18 protein-coding genes are annotated in these 18,041 nt (G+C 63.5%); 13 read left to right on the top strand and 5 right to left on the bottom strand.

From position 1 onward, the window contains the following. Positions 1–58: 58 nt before the first annotated feature. Positions 59–535 carry a macro domain-containing protein gene (locus tag ACFV15_RS16675; RefSeq protein WP_378351337.1) on the bottom strand — a complete coding sequence of 159 codons (477 nt, stop codon included), beginning with the start codon at positions 533–535 and terminating at the stop codon, positions 59–61. A 130-nt stretch (positions 536–665) separates the two neighbouring features. On the opposite strand from ACFV15_RS16675, the gene ACFV15_RS16670 reads away from it, so the two are divergent. The 4 genes from ACFV15_RS16670 to ACFV15_RS16655 all read left to right on the top strand — a co-directional run bounded on the left by ACFV15_RS16670 (position 666) and on the right by ACFV15_RS16655 (position 4,012). Next, positions 666–2,285 (top strand): ISL3 family transposase, encoded by a 1,620-nt coding sequence (locus tag ACFV15_RS16670; RefSeq protein WP_378351336.1) that lies wholly within the window; start codon positions 666–668, stop codon positions 2,283–2,285. Between the two features lie 188 nt (positions 2,286–2,473). Further along, on the top strand, positions 2,474–2,938 hold the full coding sequence (locus ACFV15_RS16665; RefSeq protein ID WP_378351335.1) for a hypothetical protein: 465 nt from the start codon (positions 2,474–2,476) through the stop codon (positions 2,936–2,938). Continuing rightward, positions 2,935–3,351, top strand: coding sequence for a DUF6924 domain-containing protein (locus tag ACFV15_RS16660; RefSeq protein WP_378351334.1), 417 nt, complete (start codon positions 2,935–2,937; stop codon positions 3,349–3,351). The genes ACFV15_RS16665 and ACFV15_RS16660 overlap by 4 nt, the downstream gene beginning before the upstream one ends. 442 nt (positions 3,352–3,793) lie before the next feature. Further along, positions 3,794–4,012, top strand: coding sequence for a hypothetical protein (locus ACFV15_RS16655; RefSeq protein WP_378351333.1), 219 nt, complete (start codon positions 3,794–3,796; stop codon positions 4,010–4,012). A gap of 14 nt (positions 4,013–4,026) precedes the next feature. Here the strand turns inward: ACFV15_RS16655 and ACFV15_RS16650 are convergent, their stop codons facing one another. The 3 genes from ACFV15_RS16650 to ACFV15_RS16640 all read right to left on the bottom strand — a co-directional run bounded on the left by ACFV15_RS16650 (position 4,027) and on the right by ACFV15_RS16640 (position 5,064). Then, positions 4,027–4,329 (bottom strand): hypothetical protein, encoded by a 303-nt coding sequence (locus ACFV15_RS16650; RefSeq protein ID WP_378351332.1) that lies wholly within the window; start codon positions 4,327–4,329, stop codon positions 4,027–4,029. Next, a complete protein-coding gene (locus tag ACFV15_RS16645) occupies positions 4,326–4,595 on the bottom strand; it encodes a hypothetical protein (protein WP_378351331.1) in 270 nt (89 codons plus the stop codon). The genes ACFV15_RS16650 and ACFV15_RS16645 overlap by 4 nt, the downstream gene beginning before the upstream one ends. A 112-nt stretch (positions 4,596–4,707) precedes the next feature. Beyond that, on the bottom strand, positions 4,708–5,064 hold the full coding sequence (locus tag ACFV15_RS16640; protein ID WP_378351330.1) for a hypothetical protein: 357 nt from the start codon (positions 5,062–5,064) through the stop codon (positions 4,708–4,710). Between the two features lie 157 nt (positions 5,065–5,221). On the opposite strand from ACFV15_RS16640, the gene ACFV15_RS16635 reads away from it, so the two are divergent. The 3 genes from ACFV15_RS16635 (at position 5,222) to ACFV15_RS16625 (ending at position 7,156) form a co-directional block, all read left to right on the top strand. Further along, entirely contained in the window at positions 5,222–5,635 is a 414-nt protein-coding gene (locus tag ACFV15_RS16635; RefSeq protein ID WP_378351329.1) for a hypothetical protein, read from the top strand. A 648-nt stretch (positions 5,636–6,283) separates the two neighbouring features. Continuing rightward, positions 6,284–6,556, top strand: coding sequence for a hypothetical protein (locus tag ACFV15_RS16630; RefSeq protein WP_378351328.1), 273 nt, complete (start codon positions 6,284–6,286; stop codon positions 6,554–6,556). Positions 6,557–6,610: 54 nt separating this feature from the next. Further along, positions 6,611–7,156, top strand: coding sequence for a hypothetical protein (locus ACFV15_RS16625; protein WP_378351327.1), 546 nt, complete (start codon positions 6,611–6,613; stop codon positions 7,154–7,156). 282 nt (positions 7,157–7,438) lie between these two features. Here ACFV15_RS16625 and ACFV15_RS16620 read toward each other — a convergent pair whose 3' ends face one another. Beyond that, a complete protein-coding gene (locus tag ACFV15_RS16620; RefSeq protein ID WP_378351326.1) occupies positions 7,439–9,565 on the bottom strand; it encodes an RICIN domain-containing protein in 2,127 nt (708 codons plus the stop codon). Positions 9,566–9,684: 119 nt separating this feature from the next. On the opposite strand from ACFV15_RS16620, the gene ACFV15_RS16615 reads away from it, so the two are divergent. From ACFV15_RS16615 to ACFV15_RS16590, 6 genes are all read left to right on the top strand, one after another. Next, positions 9,685–10,734, top strand: coding sequence for a hypothetical protein (locus ACFV15_RS16615; protein ID WP_378351325.1), 1,050 nt, complete (start codon positions 9,685–9,687; stop codon positions 10,732–10,734). Positions 10,735–10,772: 38 nt separating this feature from the next. After that, on the top strand, positions 10,773–14,840 hold the full coding sequence (locus ACFV15_RS16610; protein ID WP_378351324.1) for a hypothetical protein: 4,068 nt from the start codon (positions 10,773–10,775) through the stop codon (positions 14,838–14,840). Between the two features lie 12 nt (positions 14,841–14,852). Further along, complete coding sequence (locus ACFV15_RS16605; protein ID WP_378351323.1) at positions 14,853–15,125, top strand: hypothetical protein; 273 nt, start codon at positions 14,853–14,855, stop codon at positions 15,123–15,125. Between the two features lie 327 nt (positions 15,126–15,452). After that, positions 15,453–15,743 (top strand): hypothetical protein, encoded by a 291-nt coding sequence (locus ACFV15_RS16600; RefSeq protein WP_378351322.1) that lies wholly within the window; start codon positions 15,453–15,455, stop codon positions 15,741–15,743. Positions 15,744–16,349: 606 nt separating this feature from the next. Then, positions 16,350–17,135 carry a hypothetical protein gene (locus ACFV15_RS16595; RefSeq protein WP_378351321.1) on the top strand — a complete coding sequence of 262 codons (786 nt, stop codon included), beginning with the start codon at positions 16,350–16,352 and terminating at the stop codon, positions 17,133–17,135. Between the two features lie 25 nt (positions 17,136–17,160). Then, entirely contained in the window at positions 17,161–17,664 is a 504-nt protein-coding gene (locus tag ACFV15_RS16590) for a hypothetical protein (protein WP_378351320.1), read from the top strand. Positions 17,665–18,041 lie beyond the last annotated feature (377 nt).

The raw sequence follows: 18,041 nt of genomic DNA, 5'->3' as shown, positions 1-18,041 counted from the left end.
TCGAGCCAAGCCACGGTCATGCCGTAGATCACGCGGTGTCGTGCCGAATGGCGTGGGGTCAGTCGAAGTCGCAGACCGTGGCAGGGATGTCGTTGGTCAGCAATGTATCGGTAATGATGGGTTCGATGCGTTCCCAGCGTCCGCCGGCGAGGCCGCAGCCGATGCGAGGCATGTGCACGCTGGCTCCGAGTCGTAGTGCGTGGCTGGCGACGTCTGCCAAGCAGCTGGCGACGGCGTCATAGCGGATCGGCGGGCCCTTGCTGCCGACGCGCATGCCGTGCTGGGCGATCATGTTGGCCACCCAGGTATCGGCTCGGACTCGGATCAGCTGAATGGCACCGAGCCCGAAGTCGTTGCCGGGTCGCGCGCGATGCCAGGCTCGATATGCGTGTTCCGGTTCTGGCCACCGTTTCGAGATGGCCAGAACAAAGCCTTTGCCCCACCCGCCGAGGTCGTTGCAGACGTGCGCGATGATCTTCGGCCCCTTGGCGTGTGGGCTGGTCGCGTCGCCCTTGATGCCCCGGAGCGCCTGCATCCCGTGATGCTGCCAGCGGCAAGCGCACCTGTCGACCAGGTTTTTTGTGGACGATCAGGTAATTCGGTTCTGGCACGGGAAGCGTGACCCCGTGACGGTCGGTGATCGTGGTTGGTGATCATGGTCATTTGTGTTTGATACCAAGCTGACCGAGGCTGTGTTCCCGCATCTGTCCGGGGTCGTTGTTGATCAGGTCGATGCCGAAGTCGGCATCCTGCTGATCCGGGCGCGGCCGCGTGGGACGAGCGCGGTGTGCCCGGACTGTGCCGCGGTCTCGGCCGCGGTGCACAGCCGCTACGAGCGTCAACTCGCCGATATGCCCGCTGGCGGTCAGCCGGTGCGGATCATGCTGCGGGTCCGGCGGTTCTTCTGCCGCACCAAGGACTGTGTCCGCCGGACGTTCGTCGAGCAGGTGGAAGGTCTGGCGTCGCGGCGTCGACGGTGTAGTTCGCTGTTGTCTGAGGTGCTGACGTCGATCGGGTTGGCGCTGGCAGGGCGGGCCGGCGCTCGGTTGGCCGCCGGTATGGCGATCGCGACATCGCGGATGACGCTGCTACGGCTGGTACGAGCCATACCCGAGCCGCAGATCACGACCCCACGCGTGCTCGGTGTCGACGATTTCGCGCTGCGCCGCGGGCATGTGTATTCGACGATCTTGCTGGATATGGAAACCCGCCAGCCGATCGACGTTCTCGCTGACCGCGAGGCCACCACGCTCGCCGCGTGGCTGAAGGCCCATCCCGGAGTGGAGATCATCTGCCGGGACCGGGCCGGCGCCTACGCCGAAGGAGCACGTCTGGGTGCGCCTGAGGCGATCCAGGTCGCCGACCGGTACCACCTGTGGGCGAATCTCGGTGAGGCCGTGGAGAAAACGGTCGTCACCCACCACGGCTGCCTGCGGAAACCAGAACCCACACCTGACGACGATGACGGTGAATCGTCAGCGGTATCGGAAAACGCGCCCGTTGAACCGGATGGGATGCGCGACGTCTGCGGGCGGGAACGCCCGCTGGTGGCCCGGACCCGGCAGCGTTACGACGATGTCCAGGGTTTGCTCGCCCAAGGGTACTCGCTGGGCAAGATCAGCCGGGAACTGAAACTGGACCACTCGACGGTGCGCCGCTTCGCCCGCGCCACCTGCGTGGAGGAGCTGCTGGTCAAGGCGGTGAACCGGGCCAGCAAACTCGACCGCTACAAGCCCTATCTCAACCAGCGATGGAACGAGGGCTGCACCGACGCCACCCGCCTCCACGCCGAAATCCAGGCCCGCGGCTGGCGCGGCAGCGTGCAGGCCGTCCGCCGCTACGTGCATCCGTTCCGCACCACGCTCACCGCACCGCCCGTCGCCCCGACGCCACCCAAGCCCCGGCAGGTGGCCCGTTGGATCATGACGAAACCTGACGACCTCAATGCCGAGGACGCGTTGCGGCTCAAAGAGATTCTGGCCCGCTGCCCCGAGCTCGATGCCACGGCCGGATACGTCCGTGAGTTCGCGGCCATGATGCGCGACCCACGCGGCGACCTTCTCGAAGACTGGATGTGCTCGGTCGAAGCAAGCGCTCTTCCCGCTTTGCGCTCCCTGGTCATTGGGCTGCGGCGTGATCAGGCAGCAGTCACCGCGGGACTGAGCCTGCACTGGAATTCGGGACCGGTTGAGGGGCAGGTGAACAGAGTGAAGATGTTGAAAAGGACCATGTTCGGCCGAGCGAACCTCGACCTGCTCCGCTGCCGCATCCTCAACCGCCACTGACAATCACGCGCCGTCACCGTGTCACTTTTCCCGTGCCAGAACCTTTTTGTGTGGTCGTCAACGCGTTCTCATTCGCGACGTACATATGAGATCGCTGAGGTGGCTCATCGAAACGGCAACCGTGCCTGCCCTAGCGAGCGCACGGCCGATCTTGAACAGCTTGACGGGGTGGATGCAGGATGTCTTCCATGAATCACCTGCCAGATGAGCCGGCCACACTGCACATGACTGCCCGCGTCTGGGCGGGTATCGATGCCGGGATCGACAATGTCGTGTCTCTTGCCGCAGTCGACGGAGATGAGCAGGCTGTGCGCATCGGGCGAGACATCCGGCAAGCGGGGTGGGACCAGGTCCCCTGGGTGAACGGTGACTGGCCGCCGTTCGATCAGATCATCGCCATTCGGTTGACACGAGCTCAGTGGCAGTTCGCCGCCGACAACGCCCGCGAAAGCATCCCCATCTATGAAGAACTCCAGGACGAGAAGTCGGCCCAGCTGTGCCGAGACGCTCTCGCGACGATCGAAGCCGGGTCGGCTAACAGATGCGGCCACGTTGAGTCGGAATTGCAGCGACACCTGGAGAGCCAGACGACGCTCGCGCGGCCCGTCGCTATCGGGGCCGGTGCCGCCGGTGTGGCTATGGTTTCGGTATGACAGCGCTGCCGAGCGCCTCCGTTCTTGTCCGCACATGGTTCGGCGGTGACGGCGCATGGGAATCTCTGGTTCGACGGGTTCAGGCACCCAGCGGCGAGGGGTTCCTTGCCACGGTCGCTCTCGTGGACGCCCCAGCCTTCGAGGGCCTAACCGCTGAGGCTTTGGCGGAGAAGCAGTCAGCTGGGCCGGTCGTGTCGTTCCTCGCGGATGAGACAACTCTCAGCAGCGCTGAGCATCCCATCCTCGCTGTTCGGGTCGCCTCACACCGTGGCGGTGACCGACGCGACCATCAGCCATTCCGAGTGGTACCCGCCGAGCTGTGGAGCGTGGAGAACAACATCAACCTGGCGAACATGGACTGGGCGGACTTCACGAGTTCGGTAGACAACAATGGTGTCTTCCGCGGGTTCTGACGTCCGCACATGCCGCTGACCGGGTTGCCCGCGACACGCGTCACTGTCGCCAGTCGGTGACCAACACTCGCGCTGCCTGCGGCATAGGCGGCGTGCGATGCTGCTGCCATGAGTCGGCTCGTCGAGGACATCCGGCAGGCTCGGACACAGGGGACCTTGCCGGAACGGTTTCGGCCAGCAGACGTCCGAACAGCTTGCCCAGGCTGGGCTGACCACACATACGGCGTGTTCTTGCCCAAGCATCGTGTCGGCAACCCGGGTGGGTACACACCGTACTTCGAGCGGCACGAAGACGGCTCGTACAGCTTGATCGACCTCGTTCGGCCCCACTAGCCACTCGTTGACCGCGCACGCAGTCCAGACCCTCGCTCACTCATGCCGAGTAGCAGCGAGCCAATCGGAGCCGTGCGTCCAGGCGGCAGGCTTATGTGAGACTGGCATCGTGAGGGAGCAGGCTGATGTGGAGGAGCGCTTCGAGGACGTGCGCGCGGAGCGGAATGCGCTGCGCCAAGAGCTTGCTGACCTGCGAGCGTGGCTGTCGGTGAAGCTCGGGCTGCTCAAGCGGGCACCTGGTCCTAGCGGACTCACCGTGCTCAGCGTCGCATCCGACAGGGAAATCATCGCCAAGATCGAGGAGCTCACGGACAAGCGCGAGCAGTGACCCTGGCGCTGTTCTCACCTGCCGGTCAGCGAACTCCACCGGGCCGCCGCCAGGGCGGGATCTTCCGCCGTGGCCACCATCTCGACATACGTGGGAGTCGACGCGGCTCGGAGCCTGCCGTCGTTCGTGTAGCCCAGTACGACGCAGCGCAACCGTTGGCCCACCACCGGCCATGGCTCGCCCGGATCGTCTGAGATATGCGCGCGGTCGACGAACCCACGTTCGCCATCCTCGGATTCGATCAGGAGCCCGTAGTGCGCCTGGCCGACTACCGAACAGTCGATGACGTCATATCTGCGCCGTGCCGGTGACGTCATGTGGCCTCCCCGAGTGCCTCGCCAACGCATTCTTGGTCGATCGAGCGTAGAGCCTCGTGTGGTGTGCGGCCGGTCGCCTCGGCGACGGCCGTGACAGCTGCCGCTGCCAGCGCGACCAGGTTCAACGCTGCCCCCATCGCGTTCTCGCGGACGGCGGCGTCGGTGATGTTGTAGACGTCCGCGTCCTCGTCGGCTAGGTACGCCGCCACGCCGTCGACCGCGGCACGGCGCATGGCCGCCCGATTCCGTCGTTCGCCACTAGACACCCGGCCAGTCTCCTCCTCGGCGTCCGCTCCCCTGGCGCGGATGCCCACCGCCCCTGAAAAACAGGTTCCTACGCCATCATCGCCGCCATTTTCCGGAGCTGACCGAGCGCTTTCACCGTGCCAGGAAGGTGAGTGCGTCGGTGGCGAGCCGCCGAACTTCGCACCAACCGCCATCGGCGAACCAGGCCGCATCCGAACTCGTGGCACCTTGACGATCCGACACGGCGACGACCGCGGCCACGACATCGCGAACCAGGTCGGCCTCGTGCTCGTTGCGGAGAATTGTCCCGATTGAGGTGGCCGGATCCTGCTGATCCCACCCTGTGTCATCCACAAACCAGTGGATAGCGTTGGTGAGGTCAGGCCATCGCGTGTCTCGTCCCGCGTCGTCCAGCACCGGAGGTTCTGCCGCGAGCACTTCGAGTGCGACGAGCACGTCCTCGCGCTGCCCGGGCCATGCGATGTCCACGGATTTATCGTTCCAGACAGCTGGCCGCGTCCGCTCAGCGCGCCTCCCTGGGGCGCCCTCAGCCAAGGTCGGAGAGCCATGGAACGATCACGAAGTGATCGGATCGCCCAGAAGTCGTCGAGTTTGGCGTGTGCGGTGGTGGGTTCGTTTGCTTTCCGTGGCGGTGCCGCTGCTGCTGTCGCCATTCGTGTGGTTCCAGCCTTTGCTGCTCAACCCGGAGTGGCAGCGTGATGGCATGCCCGCGTCCGAATGGTTCTGGGCCGCGGTGCTCTACGTCGCCATGGGGCTGCTGGTGTGGTCGGCGTTTCGTTCACGCATTGAACTCGGCGGTGACCGATTACGAGTGGTCAATCCTTGGCGAAGCCACATACTTTCGGCAGCTGATGTAGTCGATGTCAGCCCCGGAAGTCTCGGCGTGGAGTTCTTGCTGTCGTCAGGGAAGGTCGTGGCCGCGTTCGCGGTCCAGTGCACGGCTTTCCACCTCGGTTCCGAACCTCGCTGGGTGGGCGTCGCACGAGAAGTGACCAGACGAGAGCCACTTCAGCAGCGACCTACGAGGTATCGCGACTGACTACCAAATACCCTTGTCGCTGCTCGGCCGCAACGCACTCTCAGCACCGCTGATCGGTAGCTTGTCGGCGCACGCTGTGCATCGGGTTAATTTCGGCGTGCCGGCGACGGCGGCTTGAGTACGGTGGTGCGATGGACGCCTGGACGACCATCGATTGGTTCGCGTTGCCCGGCCCGACGTGGTACCGGCCAGAGGCAGCCGCCGGCGCTGTTGAAGAGTTAGCGGCGTCAGTGTCGGCTGACAACGCCGCTTTGGCGGTCGGCCGGTTGATGGCCGCGGTGGGCAATGACCACGCTGGGGCGCTGTACCCAGCCGTGGTCCCTGCGATGACCATCCTTCTCAAGGTTATCCGGGACATGCCGGGCAAGCCGCGTATCGAGGTGCTGAGCGCGTTGTTGGACTGGTGGGGCTGTTTTGTGCCCGAGCCCGGCTACGCCAGCTACCAGGGCGCCGATGGGCGACCTGTCGACCTGCTAGAAGCAGTCGAGCGCCAGATCCGCGACGCAGCGGGACTCCTGCGTGACGTAGCCGATGACCGGTCCGACGGTAGCTCCGCCAGAAAGCTGGCCAAAGAGCTGCTGGCGCTGTTGGACTCCCAGGTCCCCAGGTGCACCACACCTTCGACGCCGACGGAAACAGGATCGACGCATGACGACTCACGGCAGTCAGGAACCGACCAGGGACGAGGTCCGGGAAATCCTGCGGGGCCTGATCTCCGGTGAGGTCAGCCCGCGCGAGGCTTCGGATTGGGCAACACCGTGGATCACCGAAGAAGCCGGCGATGTCGAGGACGAGGTCGTGCGGGACACCCTTGATTGGCTCAGCGGTGCTGACACCGAAACCGATCCTGGTGTCTACCTCTACGGCGAAGACGACTTCCGGCACTGGCTCAGGGACTTCGAGTCGAAGGCCGGGTACTGAGGACAAACCGGTGCTGACACAGGAGTCCCTTCCCCGCCTCGCCGGTGGGGCAAAATGACACTGCATACGGATCTGACCACCTTGCTCACAGACGCCGGGATTGTCGACGTGGACGTCGATGAGGCCGTCGCGGACGAGCGCGTGCGCTCTGCCGCCTACCAGCGCATAGTTGCGGTGGCAGTCGCCTCGCCCAACCGCAACGGTGACCTCGCGATCGTGGCCACCATCCTGCGTGACCCTCAAGAGCTCACGTCCAAGACCGCGGTCGTGGCACTCGTGGACGAGATCGCGAGGCAGGCAACCGATCCGGCCTCCTTCGAGCACTGGGCCGCTGAACTTCTGCCGGCACTGGATCACCTCAAAGCGGAAGGCCACCGCGCGTTCATCCGCCACCGTGTCCGCGACTGGTCGCTCTACCTATCCGTTGCAGAGGGCCAGGTGCCGACGGCGGCAGAGTTGGCGGAGATCACGGACTGGATGCAGCGCCTCCTAGCCGAAGAAACGACGTCAGCGCCGGTACTCGACCTGCTCGCCGAGTCCGGCAGCACCAAGAAGATACGTAACATTGCGAAGAGTCGGATCGGACTCCGCGCGGACTGAGAACCCACTGCGCCGGAGGCAAAGCGGAAGCTGGCGACCCGCAGGCCGCCAACGTGTCGGCCATGATGCGGAGTCGGCATAGGTCCAAGCCCAGCAACTAAGTGGCCGGAGTGGTGCATCTTCGATGCCTATGGACCGGCGTCCGCACTTGCCTTCTTTGCATAAAACAAGCCCGCTGGCAGACCCCGAAGTCTCGAGATCGTGCCAGCGGGCCATTGAGTCAACTGTAGGTCCGTGCATGCCACCAGGGCCTGCGTTGCACCCGCACCTCGCGCAGGCTGTCTATGCGGTGGTGAGTTGGTGCACCGTCCACCGCTGGTTGAGCTCCCCTGTGCCGTCCTGCTGGATGACGGCCGAGCCATTGGCGGTGTAAGCGTTCTCGACATCGGCGAATTTGCCGGTGTAGGCGCTAGCCAGGCCGAGGCTGCCGTTGTCGCCCTGGGTGAACACCCACTGCTGTGAGCCGGCGAAGTGGCAGCTGTACTGGATCAGCGGCGCACCGTTGGCAGGATCGCTGTTGAGCATGTCCAGGCACTTGCCGGAGTTCTTGTTCTTGAGCCCGTACTTCTTTTCTCCCAGCGAGATCAGTTCCCACACCTGCTTGACTCCCTGGGTGCAGTCCCAGATCTCGGTGCGCGCCAAGTCAGCGTTGGCCCCGGCGTCGGGCCGGTCCGTGCGGCCGGCGACCTGCAGGCACCGACCGGAGTCGACGCTCTTGAGCTCGACGGTGCCAGGGGTCATCGCGACGGTCCACGAGACATGGGTGGGATCGATGATGCGCCACTGCTGGTCGATCGCGTTGGTGTTCGTGTACTGCACCACCAGCGTCGCGTTGGCGGTCCCGGAGTCCAGAGCGGTGGCGAACTTGCCGGTCGCGACATTGCGGAGCTGGAAGGTGCCGTTGGCGTTCTCGAGGAACTCCCAGCGCTGAGTCGCGCTGTCGTCGTCGCAGCCATTCTGGACGACCAGATCGCCGTTGAGGTCCAGGCAGCGCTTCGAGCCGAGGTTCTGCAACATGTACTGGCCGTTGTCCTTGGCCAGTAGCTCCCAGACCTGCTTGGGTCCGCGCTGGCAGTCCCACAGCTCGGTGGTGGCCCCGTCGGCGTTGGCGCCCTCGTCGGGCTGGTCCCAGAGACCGGAGACCTGCAGGCAACGCCCGGACTGGGTGCCCTGCAGCTCGATGACCCGGTTGTTCTTCGGCTTGATCAGGTCGGCTTTCGCGGCGGTGTGGCGGCCGGTGTTCAAGAAGGCGTTACGGTCTGCGACGGTTCCGGCCAGCGCGGCACGTGCGGCGGCGACGAGATTGGGCTGGAAGCCATCGCGCTCGGCCGCGTCGAGGATCACCCGGACCTGGCGTTCGGCCTCGATGGCCTCGAGGCGGTTGCGCTCGTCGACGTCGGCTTTATGCGCCGCGTGCACACCGGTGTAGATGAACGCCTTCCAGACGGCGGGCTCCCGGCTGTCATAGGCGGCCTGTGCGGCTGCCTTGACCTGGGCGCCGGCGGTGCGCCTGACGATCTCGTAGATGAACTCGTGATCGGGCAGGTTCTTGTCCGCGTCGCTCGCGATCACGTTCAGCGCGGCGGCGAATGCCGCGGCCTTCGCCTCCTGGTTGGCCTTGCGCTCGGCGGCCTCCCGTTCGAGCCGGTCGGCCTCATCGATCTTGCGCTGGCGATCGATCGCGGCCGCGTCGTGGATGCCCTTGACGATGAAGGCCTGGCGCTGTTCCTCTGTGGTCCCCTGTTTGAGGACCGCGACCGCGGCCTTCTTCACGTCGCTGCCGGTCTCGGCGCGTTCCCACAGGCGGAAAATGAAATTCTCACTGGTCGCGTCCAGCATTTCATCGGTTGCGACAATGCCGAGCTCCTGCGCGGCCGATCGTCGCTCGGTGTCACGTTGTGCTTTTACGGCTTTGGCAATCTGGTCGAGCCGGTCGGCCTCGTAGATGCCGGTCTCGATGTACTTCTTGCAGGCCAGTTCGTCGCCATTGTCGGTGAACGCGCGCAGCGCGGCCGCCTTGATCTCGCTGCCGTCTTTGGCTTTCTGCCACAGAGCGATGACAAAGTTCTTGTCGCTGAGCACAAGCAGGTCTTCGCGAGCCTGGATACCCAGCACCCGAGCCGCGGCAACCTTTGCCTCTTCCGACGACTCCGGGACCGTGACCTGTGCAGATGCCGATACAGGCGCGGCGATCGCGGGAGCGGTGGTCACGCCGGCGGCCAGCGATGCCACGGCCGCGAGCGCGGCTATCCCGCGCACAACAGATGTTCTGGTGAGCACCAGAAATTCCCCCCTCAATTCAGTTAACCGTGCGGCATCACCCAAAAAGAGTAACCGGCTCCCCGTAGCCGAATGCCGATCGGACCTTCGCACGCGATTCGCGTTACACGCAAGTTTGGTGATCCACATCACCAAACCCCCGACCTTCGGCCGGTTCGACACGTGCTAGAAAAAGGTCGGGCAAATTCTAATTTCACATTTGCAGGGGGGAAAACCACGTGGGGCGTCATACGCTCATACGCGCGGTCATGGTCGCCGCGATAGTCATGGGGGCAACGGGTTCCATCGGATCCGCCGCGGCTGTCGCGGACACGGTGATCACCGCACCCGATCCGGCTCAGCAAGCGGCAGCGGACCGGGCGAGGGTCAAGCGGATCGCGAAGCGAGATCCACGGCCAGAGGTCCAGACCTCCGCATGGACGGCGCTGCTGAGCAGCCGGGGCGACGAGGCGATCGCCGAATTCCTGGCCACCGGCTTGGACAAGGCAAGGGCGCGTGCGGCCGACAACGCGCGCCGCAACACCGGAATCATCCAGCGCACCATCACCACCTCGCTGACCGGCAGCAACGTGCGCGTCACCGCCGAGCGTGCGCTGCTGGGCACCGACACCGAGAAAGACGAGTACGTCCGCACCGGATTCGACAAGGCGCAAGAAGCGGATCGGCTGAACGACAACAAATACGAGCAGCACGTCGCCGAACAAGCCCGAGCCGACCGCGATTACGTCACCGACCTGTCGGTCAACGATCCAGGGCCGCAGGTCCGGGCGGCCGCGAGCCGCGCGCTGCGTGACGGCGACGATGCCGGCATCGCGGATTTCTTCGCCTACTACTGGGCCAGCGCCGCGAAACTGGACAACGAAGCGTTTCGCATGTTCACCGCTGATCGGGACGCGTTGTGGCAGAACAGCGTGAAGCGGCTTCTGGAAGCCGCGCTCGCTGCCGAACGAACCGAACGCGAGACCAGCGGAGTGCTGGCGGACAAGGCACGTGCGGACGCGATCGCCGCGTGGCGCACGCTCGCCGACGTCGCCGGGCAGTCCACTGTGAACTGGATGGCCGAGCGGGACAAAGCTGCCGCGCAAGCCGCCGCCTGGTCGGGCGTCGCCGACCATGCCCACGCCGCCACGACCGGCCAGGACTGGGCGAGCGTGCTCGCCAGGGCGGGCGCCAACCAGGCCTCGTGGGCAGAGGAAGCCGAATGGGCGGTCACGCAGGCCGCCAAGTGGGCCGCGACGGCGGAGCAGGCCCGAGCGAGTGCGACCGCGGCGGAGAGTCGCAATGGGGGGAACCAGTGAGAACCACATCCAGAAGCAGCGTGGTCATCGTCCTCGCGATGATCATCGCGCTGCTGAGCGGCACCACGGCCAACGCCGCGGGCGTCCAGCCGCCGCCCGTCCCGATGGCCGCGACTCCGATGACAACCGCAGCGGTCGCGGACGATGACGAGGACGCGTTCAACCGCCAGCTCGTCGAAGACATCGCCAGGCTCGCCAATGACCCCGAGGTCCGTGAGGCGGCTCAAGCCGCGCTGGCCACCAACGACCCGGCGGTGATCCTCGACTTCCTCGACTACGGCGAGCCCGCGGCGAAGAAGCGGGCCGCCGAACGCAAGCGGCTGACCACGCTCGCCAATCGCGAGACGGTCAAGGGCTGGGTCGAGAACGGCGGGCCCAACGTGCGGGCGGGCGCGAAGGCTGCGATCGACAGCGGGGACGACACCCGGATCAACGACTTCGTCGCTTTCGGCAAGGAGATCGCCGAGAAGCAGGACGCCCAGGCCGAGATCGACTCGAAGGCGGAGCGCGAGCGGATCACCGGCCGCGTGCGCGCCATGGTCGCCCAAGGCGGGCCGCAGGTGAAGACCGAAGGCGCGGCCGCGCTCGCCAGCGGCGACTACGCGCAGATCGAAGCGTTCTACAAAACCGGCTACGCCCAAGCGAACAACCGCGACCACGAGTACCAGAAGGTCATCGAAAAGGCGCTGGACGACCGGAACAAGGCCATCGCGGAACTGACCGCGATCGCGCAGCGGTCAGCCGACGCGGCGAAGGCGCGCACGACCATCCTGCGAGCCAACATCGACGCGGTCCAGTTCCTCGACAACGCCAGCCAAGCCATGCTGCGGGGCAGGGCGGCCGCGCAGCGCGCGGACGAGATCCTGCAGGAAGACAAGCCGCTTCGGGCCAACGGCCACCGTGGACGCAACGCCGACATCGACGCGCTGCGAGCAGAAGCCACCCGCCAGACCGAGAGCGCGGCCGCGGCGGCGGACTTCGCCGCCAGCACCACCGCGCAGGTGCAGAACGCGGCGGCCAACCTGATCCACACCGGCATGACCAACGGCGTCGACTGGGCCAAGGTCACCATCGCGGTGGGCTCCGCCACCCAGGCGGCGGCGAAGGCGACAGAGACCGCGCAGCACGCGACCGAAGCCACACTGGCCGACAGCCGCGCGCTCGATGCCGACGCGAACGCGCAGGAGCACGCCGACAACGCGCGCAAGTGGCGCGAAGAAGCAGACCGGCAAGCCCAGATCGCCGCGGATCTCGCGGCCGCGGCGAAGGTCCAGTTGCAGATCGCGGTCCAGGCCAGAGACAGGGCCAGGGCTCAGCAGGCCGTCGCCGAAGACGCGGCACGCAAGGCACGTCAGCACGCCGCCAACGCCAGGACCGCGCGGATCAACGCCCAGAGCGCCGGCATCAACGCGATCAACAAGGGCAACGCCGCGATCAGCGCGCGTAACGCCGCGGCGAAGGCCAGCACCAGGGAATCGAAGGCGATCGCGGACGTCAAGACGACCGCCGCCAGCATGGAATTCACGATTCCCTACTGGTGGGCACAGATCAAGGTCGCCGACACCAGCGAGCAGACTCTGCGGCGAGCTCGCGACGAGGCGACCAAAGCCGGGAAGAACGCGGACGAGGCCACCAAGGACATCGCCGAGGCGACCAAACGCGCACGTGACAACGCCAACGCCGCGGGCGCCAGCGCCGAACGTGCCCGTAACGCCGCGGCGGTGGCCAGGTCGGAGGCCGCGGCGGCGAGCGCCGAAGCTCAGCGCGCCAGGCAGGCGGCGGCACAGGCGGATCAGGAAGCGCTCACCGCCCGCCGCGCTGCCGATGAGGCGAACCGTCTTGCGATGGAGGCGGCGAGTGCGGCCGCCCAGTCGCAGGCCGACGCGGACCACACCCGCTACGAGGCGGAAGCCGCGATCTCCGAGAGCAACCAGGCGGTGTTCCAGACCTACGTCGCCGATCGGGCGGCTTACGCGGCCAGCGCCTCCTCCGCGATGGTCGTCGACCCCGCCAAGACGGCCACGATCATCGCCAGGTCGTTCGCCGGCATCAACGCCGACGCGCGCCGAGCGATGGACGTGGCCGCAAACGCGTTGATGATCGGCGACGAGCAGGCCAAGTCCGCCAAGGACAAGGCGGCCGAGGCAGGGGAAGCGGCCCAGCGGGCCCGTCAAGCCGCGGACACCGCGGTCGAGGAGATGAAGGCCGCCTACGAAGCCGCCGCTCGCGCCGCGAACTCGGCGTTGCAGGCGGCACAGGACGCGGACAGCGCCACCGAAGCGGCTCGCGCAGCCGTGCAGGCGGCAGCCGGTGCGCACCGGGCCGCCACCAACGCCACCCAATCCGCGTCTTCGGCACGATCCGACGCCACCCTCGCCGGACGTGCGGCCATGATGGCCACCGGGGCGGCGGAGGCGGCGCAGCGCGCGGCAGGCGAAGCCGAAGAGATCCGGGACTGGGCGAACGCGTCGACGAACTCGATCCACGAGTTCACCACCGAGATCATCTCGATGCTCAAGCAGGTGGAGGACGCCAACGCACAGCGAGCCGAAGTAGCGCGCAGGCAGCAGCAGTACGAAGACAGCTTCAAGAACGCCCTGTACCGCATCTGGCAGTGCACTGTGGACACCAGGGCCTGCAAGATCGTCGGCAAATTCGTCGAGGACGTCTACAACGACGTTTCCGCCGCAATCGGCGACTATTTCTCGAACATCATCCACTGTGTACAGGGTCAGCAGGCCGCGTGCGACGCGTGGCAGCTGGCCAGCGCCAAGATCTACCTGTTCCAGCAGAACATGGAAGACGGCCTGTTCGAGAGCGCGAAGAACTTCGGCATCGGGCTGTTCAACCTCGGCTACTGCGGACTCGGCAGCCCGCTTGACCCCGGACAGCGTCAGGCATGCGCCACGATCGGCAACGGCCTCACGAACCTGTACAACCACCCGTTCGAAGTGATCCACCTCACCGACTGGCACGAGAACCCGGGCAAGGCGCTCGGGATGACCCTGTTCGACATCGCCACGTTCGCCATCCCCGGCGGGTCTGGCGCCGTCGGCAAGGTCGCCGAGGCGGTCAGCGCCGCGCTCTCGAGAGCGGTTGCCAAGATCAGCAACGGCTTCGGCAGGGTAGGCGAATTCACCGCCAAAGTCGCCGAGATGGTGCCTGGCAGGTTTATGGGCGACACGGCTCAGGTCGTGGGGCTTACGATCAAGATCGAGAACGGCACAGTCACCCTCAATAGAGGAGTCGCTGCTCTCGATGGACAACTCTTCCGGATTAATGAATACGTCTACAACGGTCAACGTAATTTGGCCAACATGGAGGGCTGGACCGCCAAGATCGAAAGCGCGACACTCTCCCTCGATCAAGGTGTCGGAAAGCTGGAAGTCTCTGGTATCAAGTTCGAGCCTCCAAAGGGACCGGAAGCGCCCGGACTACCCACCGGCACGCAGCACGACGGCTCCTGGATTGGCAGACAGAACGGCCAAGAACTCGGTCTCGATCCTTCAGTTAACAAGCGGGCGGACGACCTGCTCGCCGCGGCCGAGAAGAACGAAAAAACCATATCCCCTAAAATTGAGCGGACAATCGAGGATTTGCGCGAACCGGCCGCTAAAGCCGAAGGTTGGCCATATCGACTCAAAGGAGAAGATTCACTCAAGCGGAAAATCGCTTCGGAAATCGCGGATGGTCAAACCGCAGATTACGCATTTGGCAAGGTTAACGACAGTGTTCGGTACACCATAACTCTCCCCGAGACTCAATACACTAGCTTGACACAGAAAGCATTCGATACACTACGAAGCCAGGATCTCGAAATGACCGGCTTCAACAATCTGTGGAAGAAGAACGAAACCAACGGTAAGTACGTGGGCCTCAACACCACTTGGCGCGACCCCGCAACCGGGCAAATCTTTGAAGTCCAGTTCCACACAGAGTACAGCTACTGGGCAAAGACGATCGAGCATCCCATCTACGAGGATATCCGCGTCCTAAACAAGGAGACCCAAGAGGCCGAAATCAACGCCCTCAGAGAGACATCTAGACTGATCTTTGGCAACGTTCCCTCCCCACCTGGGGCGATCGAAATCACGAGACCATTCTAATTTGGAGTTCCCATGCACGACCGAAATTACAGATACTACGCAATTACGGATTCTAACTACTCCACAGAAGAGCCGGTCACAGTAGTTCGCGCATGGGGTCCGGAAGCCGGCATCGAACTCGAGGAATCCTTCACGATAAATTTGAAATGGGAACAATCCAGCAAACTGCGCAGCATCAGCACCGGAAGCCTCGACTACGAGGCCGTCCCCATTGACAAAGAAGCCGCTTTGAGGTTCGAGGCATTTCAAGCAGAGCGAGTTGCAAAGCGAGCGCAAGACGATTAAGAACATTCAACAAGCGCCGATCGCGTCACATTGATCGTTAACCCCTCCTCTTCAGGATAAGCAAAGAGGAGGGGTTAACCTTTCTTTCACCAAGTCAATGGAATCGGTTTTCACCAAGACGGGCAGCCCAATTGTCACAATCGTCAATCTTCGGCGAAGCCTAAGCCAACCCGCTTGACCACGTGACGCGATGGACAAGTGACACCTCCACTGCATCTAACACAGCAGAGGCGCCACTCGCCCGCCAGTCCCAAGTAAAGCTGACGAACTCGACCTCAGTGAAACCGTCGCCAATGCTTTTGTTGAAATAAATGACAGCGTGCTATCTTGAAATTGGATACCATTGAGCACTTAAAGGCCCAGCGTCTCGAAATGGTTGAGCTGAAAAACAATTGGAAAAGGAATGAGACCAACGGCAAATATGTGCGTATCAACAGCACTTGGCGCAACACAGTACTGAACAGCGAGACCGATGCGGCCGAGATAGAGGCACTCCAGAAGTCGAATAGACTCATCTACGGCAACGTGCCACCCCCGCCAGGCGCAGTGCAGATCCCCAAGTTCCCCAAGCAGGGAAGTTCATGCAAGAGCGAAAATTTAGATACTACGCAATCGTAACTCCGAACTACTCCGTCGAGGAGCCTCTTACAGTGGTCCGGGCATGGGGCCCAGAAGAGGGGATCGAATCCGAAGAAGTATTTACCATCAATTTAAAGTGGGAAGAATCCAGCGTCCTGCGGAGCATTAGCAACGGAGGCCTCAGTCATGACGCCCTCCCGATCAACGAAGAGGCCACTCTAAGGTTTGAGGAATTTCAGGCAGAACGCGTCGAACGACGAAAACTAGAAGGTTAAGACACCACGCTAGGTGTCGATCACGACCCTTAAGGTTCCTCACTTCGGAGAGCCCGAAGTGAGGAACCTTATTCTATTCCGAAGCTACAACAGTACGGGTTCCAAACGGATCTGATCATGAAGCCGGACGCGCCGAAAACCGAAATCGGGGAGCCTGGGCGAGCCCTTCCGGAGTAAAGCCCGCTAAATCCCGAACCGTCGAGCCCAGCAGCCTGCAGACAACCGACCATTGGATGTCCGGGCCCCTTGACACCGTTGACACCCAGATGTCACATCCAGTGAACTGTGTCGTCACGCAAAGGCGGGCTAGAGTCAGCGGATGGGCACCGAGGCTCTCGCAACTCCGGCTCCTCGGGAGCAGCGTGAGCCCATGCAGGCGATGCTCACGCGGCTCCCGGAGTTCGCCGACCGCCTGGCGAAGCTGCTCAGCGAGAAAGACGAGTTCTACCACCAGGTCGACACCGTCGCCCCCGATGAGCTGCGCCAGGCCTGCCGCGCGAACCTGAAGCGGGGCGCTCATCTCGTTCGCCGACGGACGCGAACTCTCACTCGACGCCGCCCGCAAGACCAGGCTGGCACAGGCACGGCAGGGCATCCCGCTGCCGTCGGTGCTGCGGGCGTTCCGGATCGGCGGGATCTTCGTCTACTAGGCGTTACTGGGGCTGGCCGGGCCAGGGTTCATCAGCTCGGCGCAAACGGCGGCGATGAGTTCGACCGTTTGGCGGACGATCGACCTCTACTCGGACGCACTCGCCACCGCATACGACGAAGTGGCCGCGGAACCGTCGCCGGAGCGGCGGGAACTGCTCGAAAACCTGCTGCAAAATATCTTGAAGCAAAGGGATTCAAGGAAGTCAACACAACAAACTATTGGAACATTGAATTTGAAAAGATACTCCAGGCGATGATCGACAACGGGGATGCCGAGGCCGCGTATCGCGGACTCAACACCAACTGGCTCGACCCAGAAACAGGCCAGGTCTTCGAAATTCAATTCCACACACGCGATAGCTTTGACGCAAAGCAAAGTACCCACCCACAGTACGAGGAGAAGCGGGTACCTAACCAGACGCCGGCCAACATCGAAGCCGCAGAAGCTATAATGAGAGAAATATTTGGCGATGTCCCAATTCCAGCCGGCGCCATCCGCCTCTGAGATCGCCGCAGCGCAGGGAGGACTCTTGACACAGAAAACATACCGCTACTATGCGATTGTAGACCACAACACCACGACTGACGATCCGTTCGCGATCTTGCGCCAGGGAGATCGCGGCGACGGCGTGCAGGCAGAAGAGATTTTGACACACGATTCAAAGTGGGCGTGGTCAGACCTTTTAATCCGCATAAAATACGGACATGAAACCTACCAAGTCACACCCATTACCGAGGCTCAAGTCCAGCAAATTCGAGAGAGTAGCGAAAAGTACCGAGAATCTGCGGACCCCCAACGGGGTCATCGTGGCTTCACTGTCACATTCTCCGATAATTCTTCAAATTTGCAGGCAGTCACACCAGAGGAAGAACAGGAGCGCAACTACAAGTACTACGCTATCCTCACCCCCAGGCGTACGATCGATAATCCCATCAGCGTCGCCCACTTGGGAAACGGAAGATGGCACCACAATCAAAGAGCAATTCACAGCCAGTCTCGGGTGGACACTTTCCGACCAGCTACTCTCACTTGAACCCACAACAAGCACTTTCAGGGTTGTTCCCATCTCCGCGAAACAAGCGCAGAGATTTAAAGAACAAGAAGCCAAGCGCATAGCACAATACAAGAACCCAAAGACCTAAGAGTCACTCTGATACGACGCCTCATACGCAACGGTCAAGTTGCGCACGAGGCGTTCGTTAACTTGCAACTGCGACGGACGGGGCAGCTGCGGTTAGAGGTGCGATGCCGTGCCGCAGACACGGCCCACTGACGTGACAAGGGGCGCCACTGACACAGGCGCCTGACCGCATCGTCCGGATAAGAGAACACCGACCATCGAGGCCGTAATCGGCGGTCCGCCCCGTCCACATCGCGGCCAAGTTACTCGGGCAACGAACCTCGACGCCG

Origin of the sequence: Amycolatopsis sp. NPDC059657, assembly GCF_042734395.1 — a bacterium.
GTDB lineage: Bacteria > Actinomycetota > Actinomycetes > Mycobacteriales > Pseudonocardiaceae > Amycolatopsis.
The sequence above is the reverse complement of the archived record's forward strand: the minus strand, read 5'-3'. Positions and strand labels throughout refer to the sequence as shown.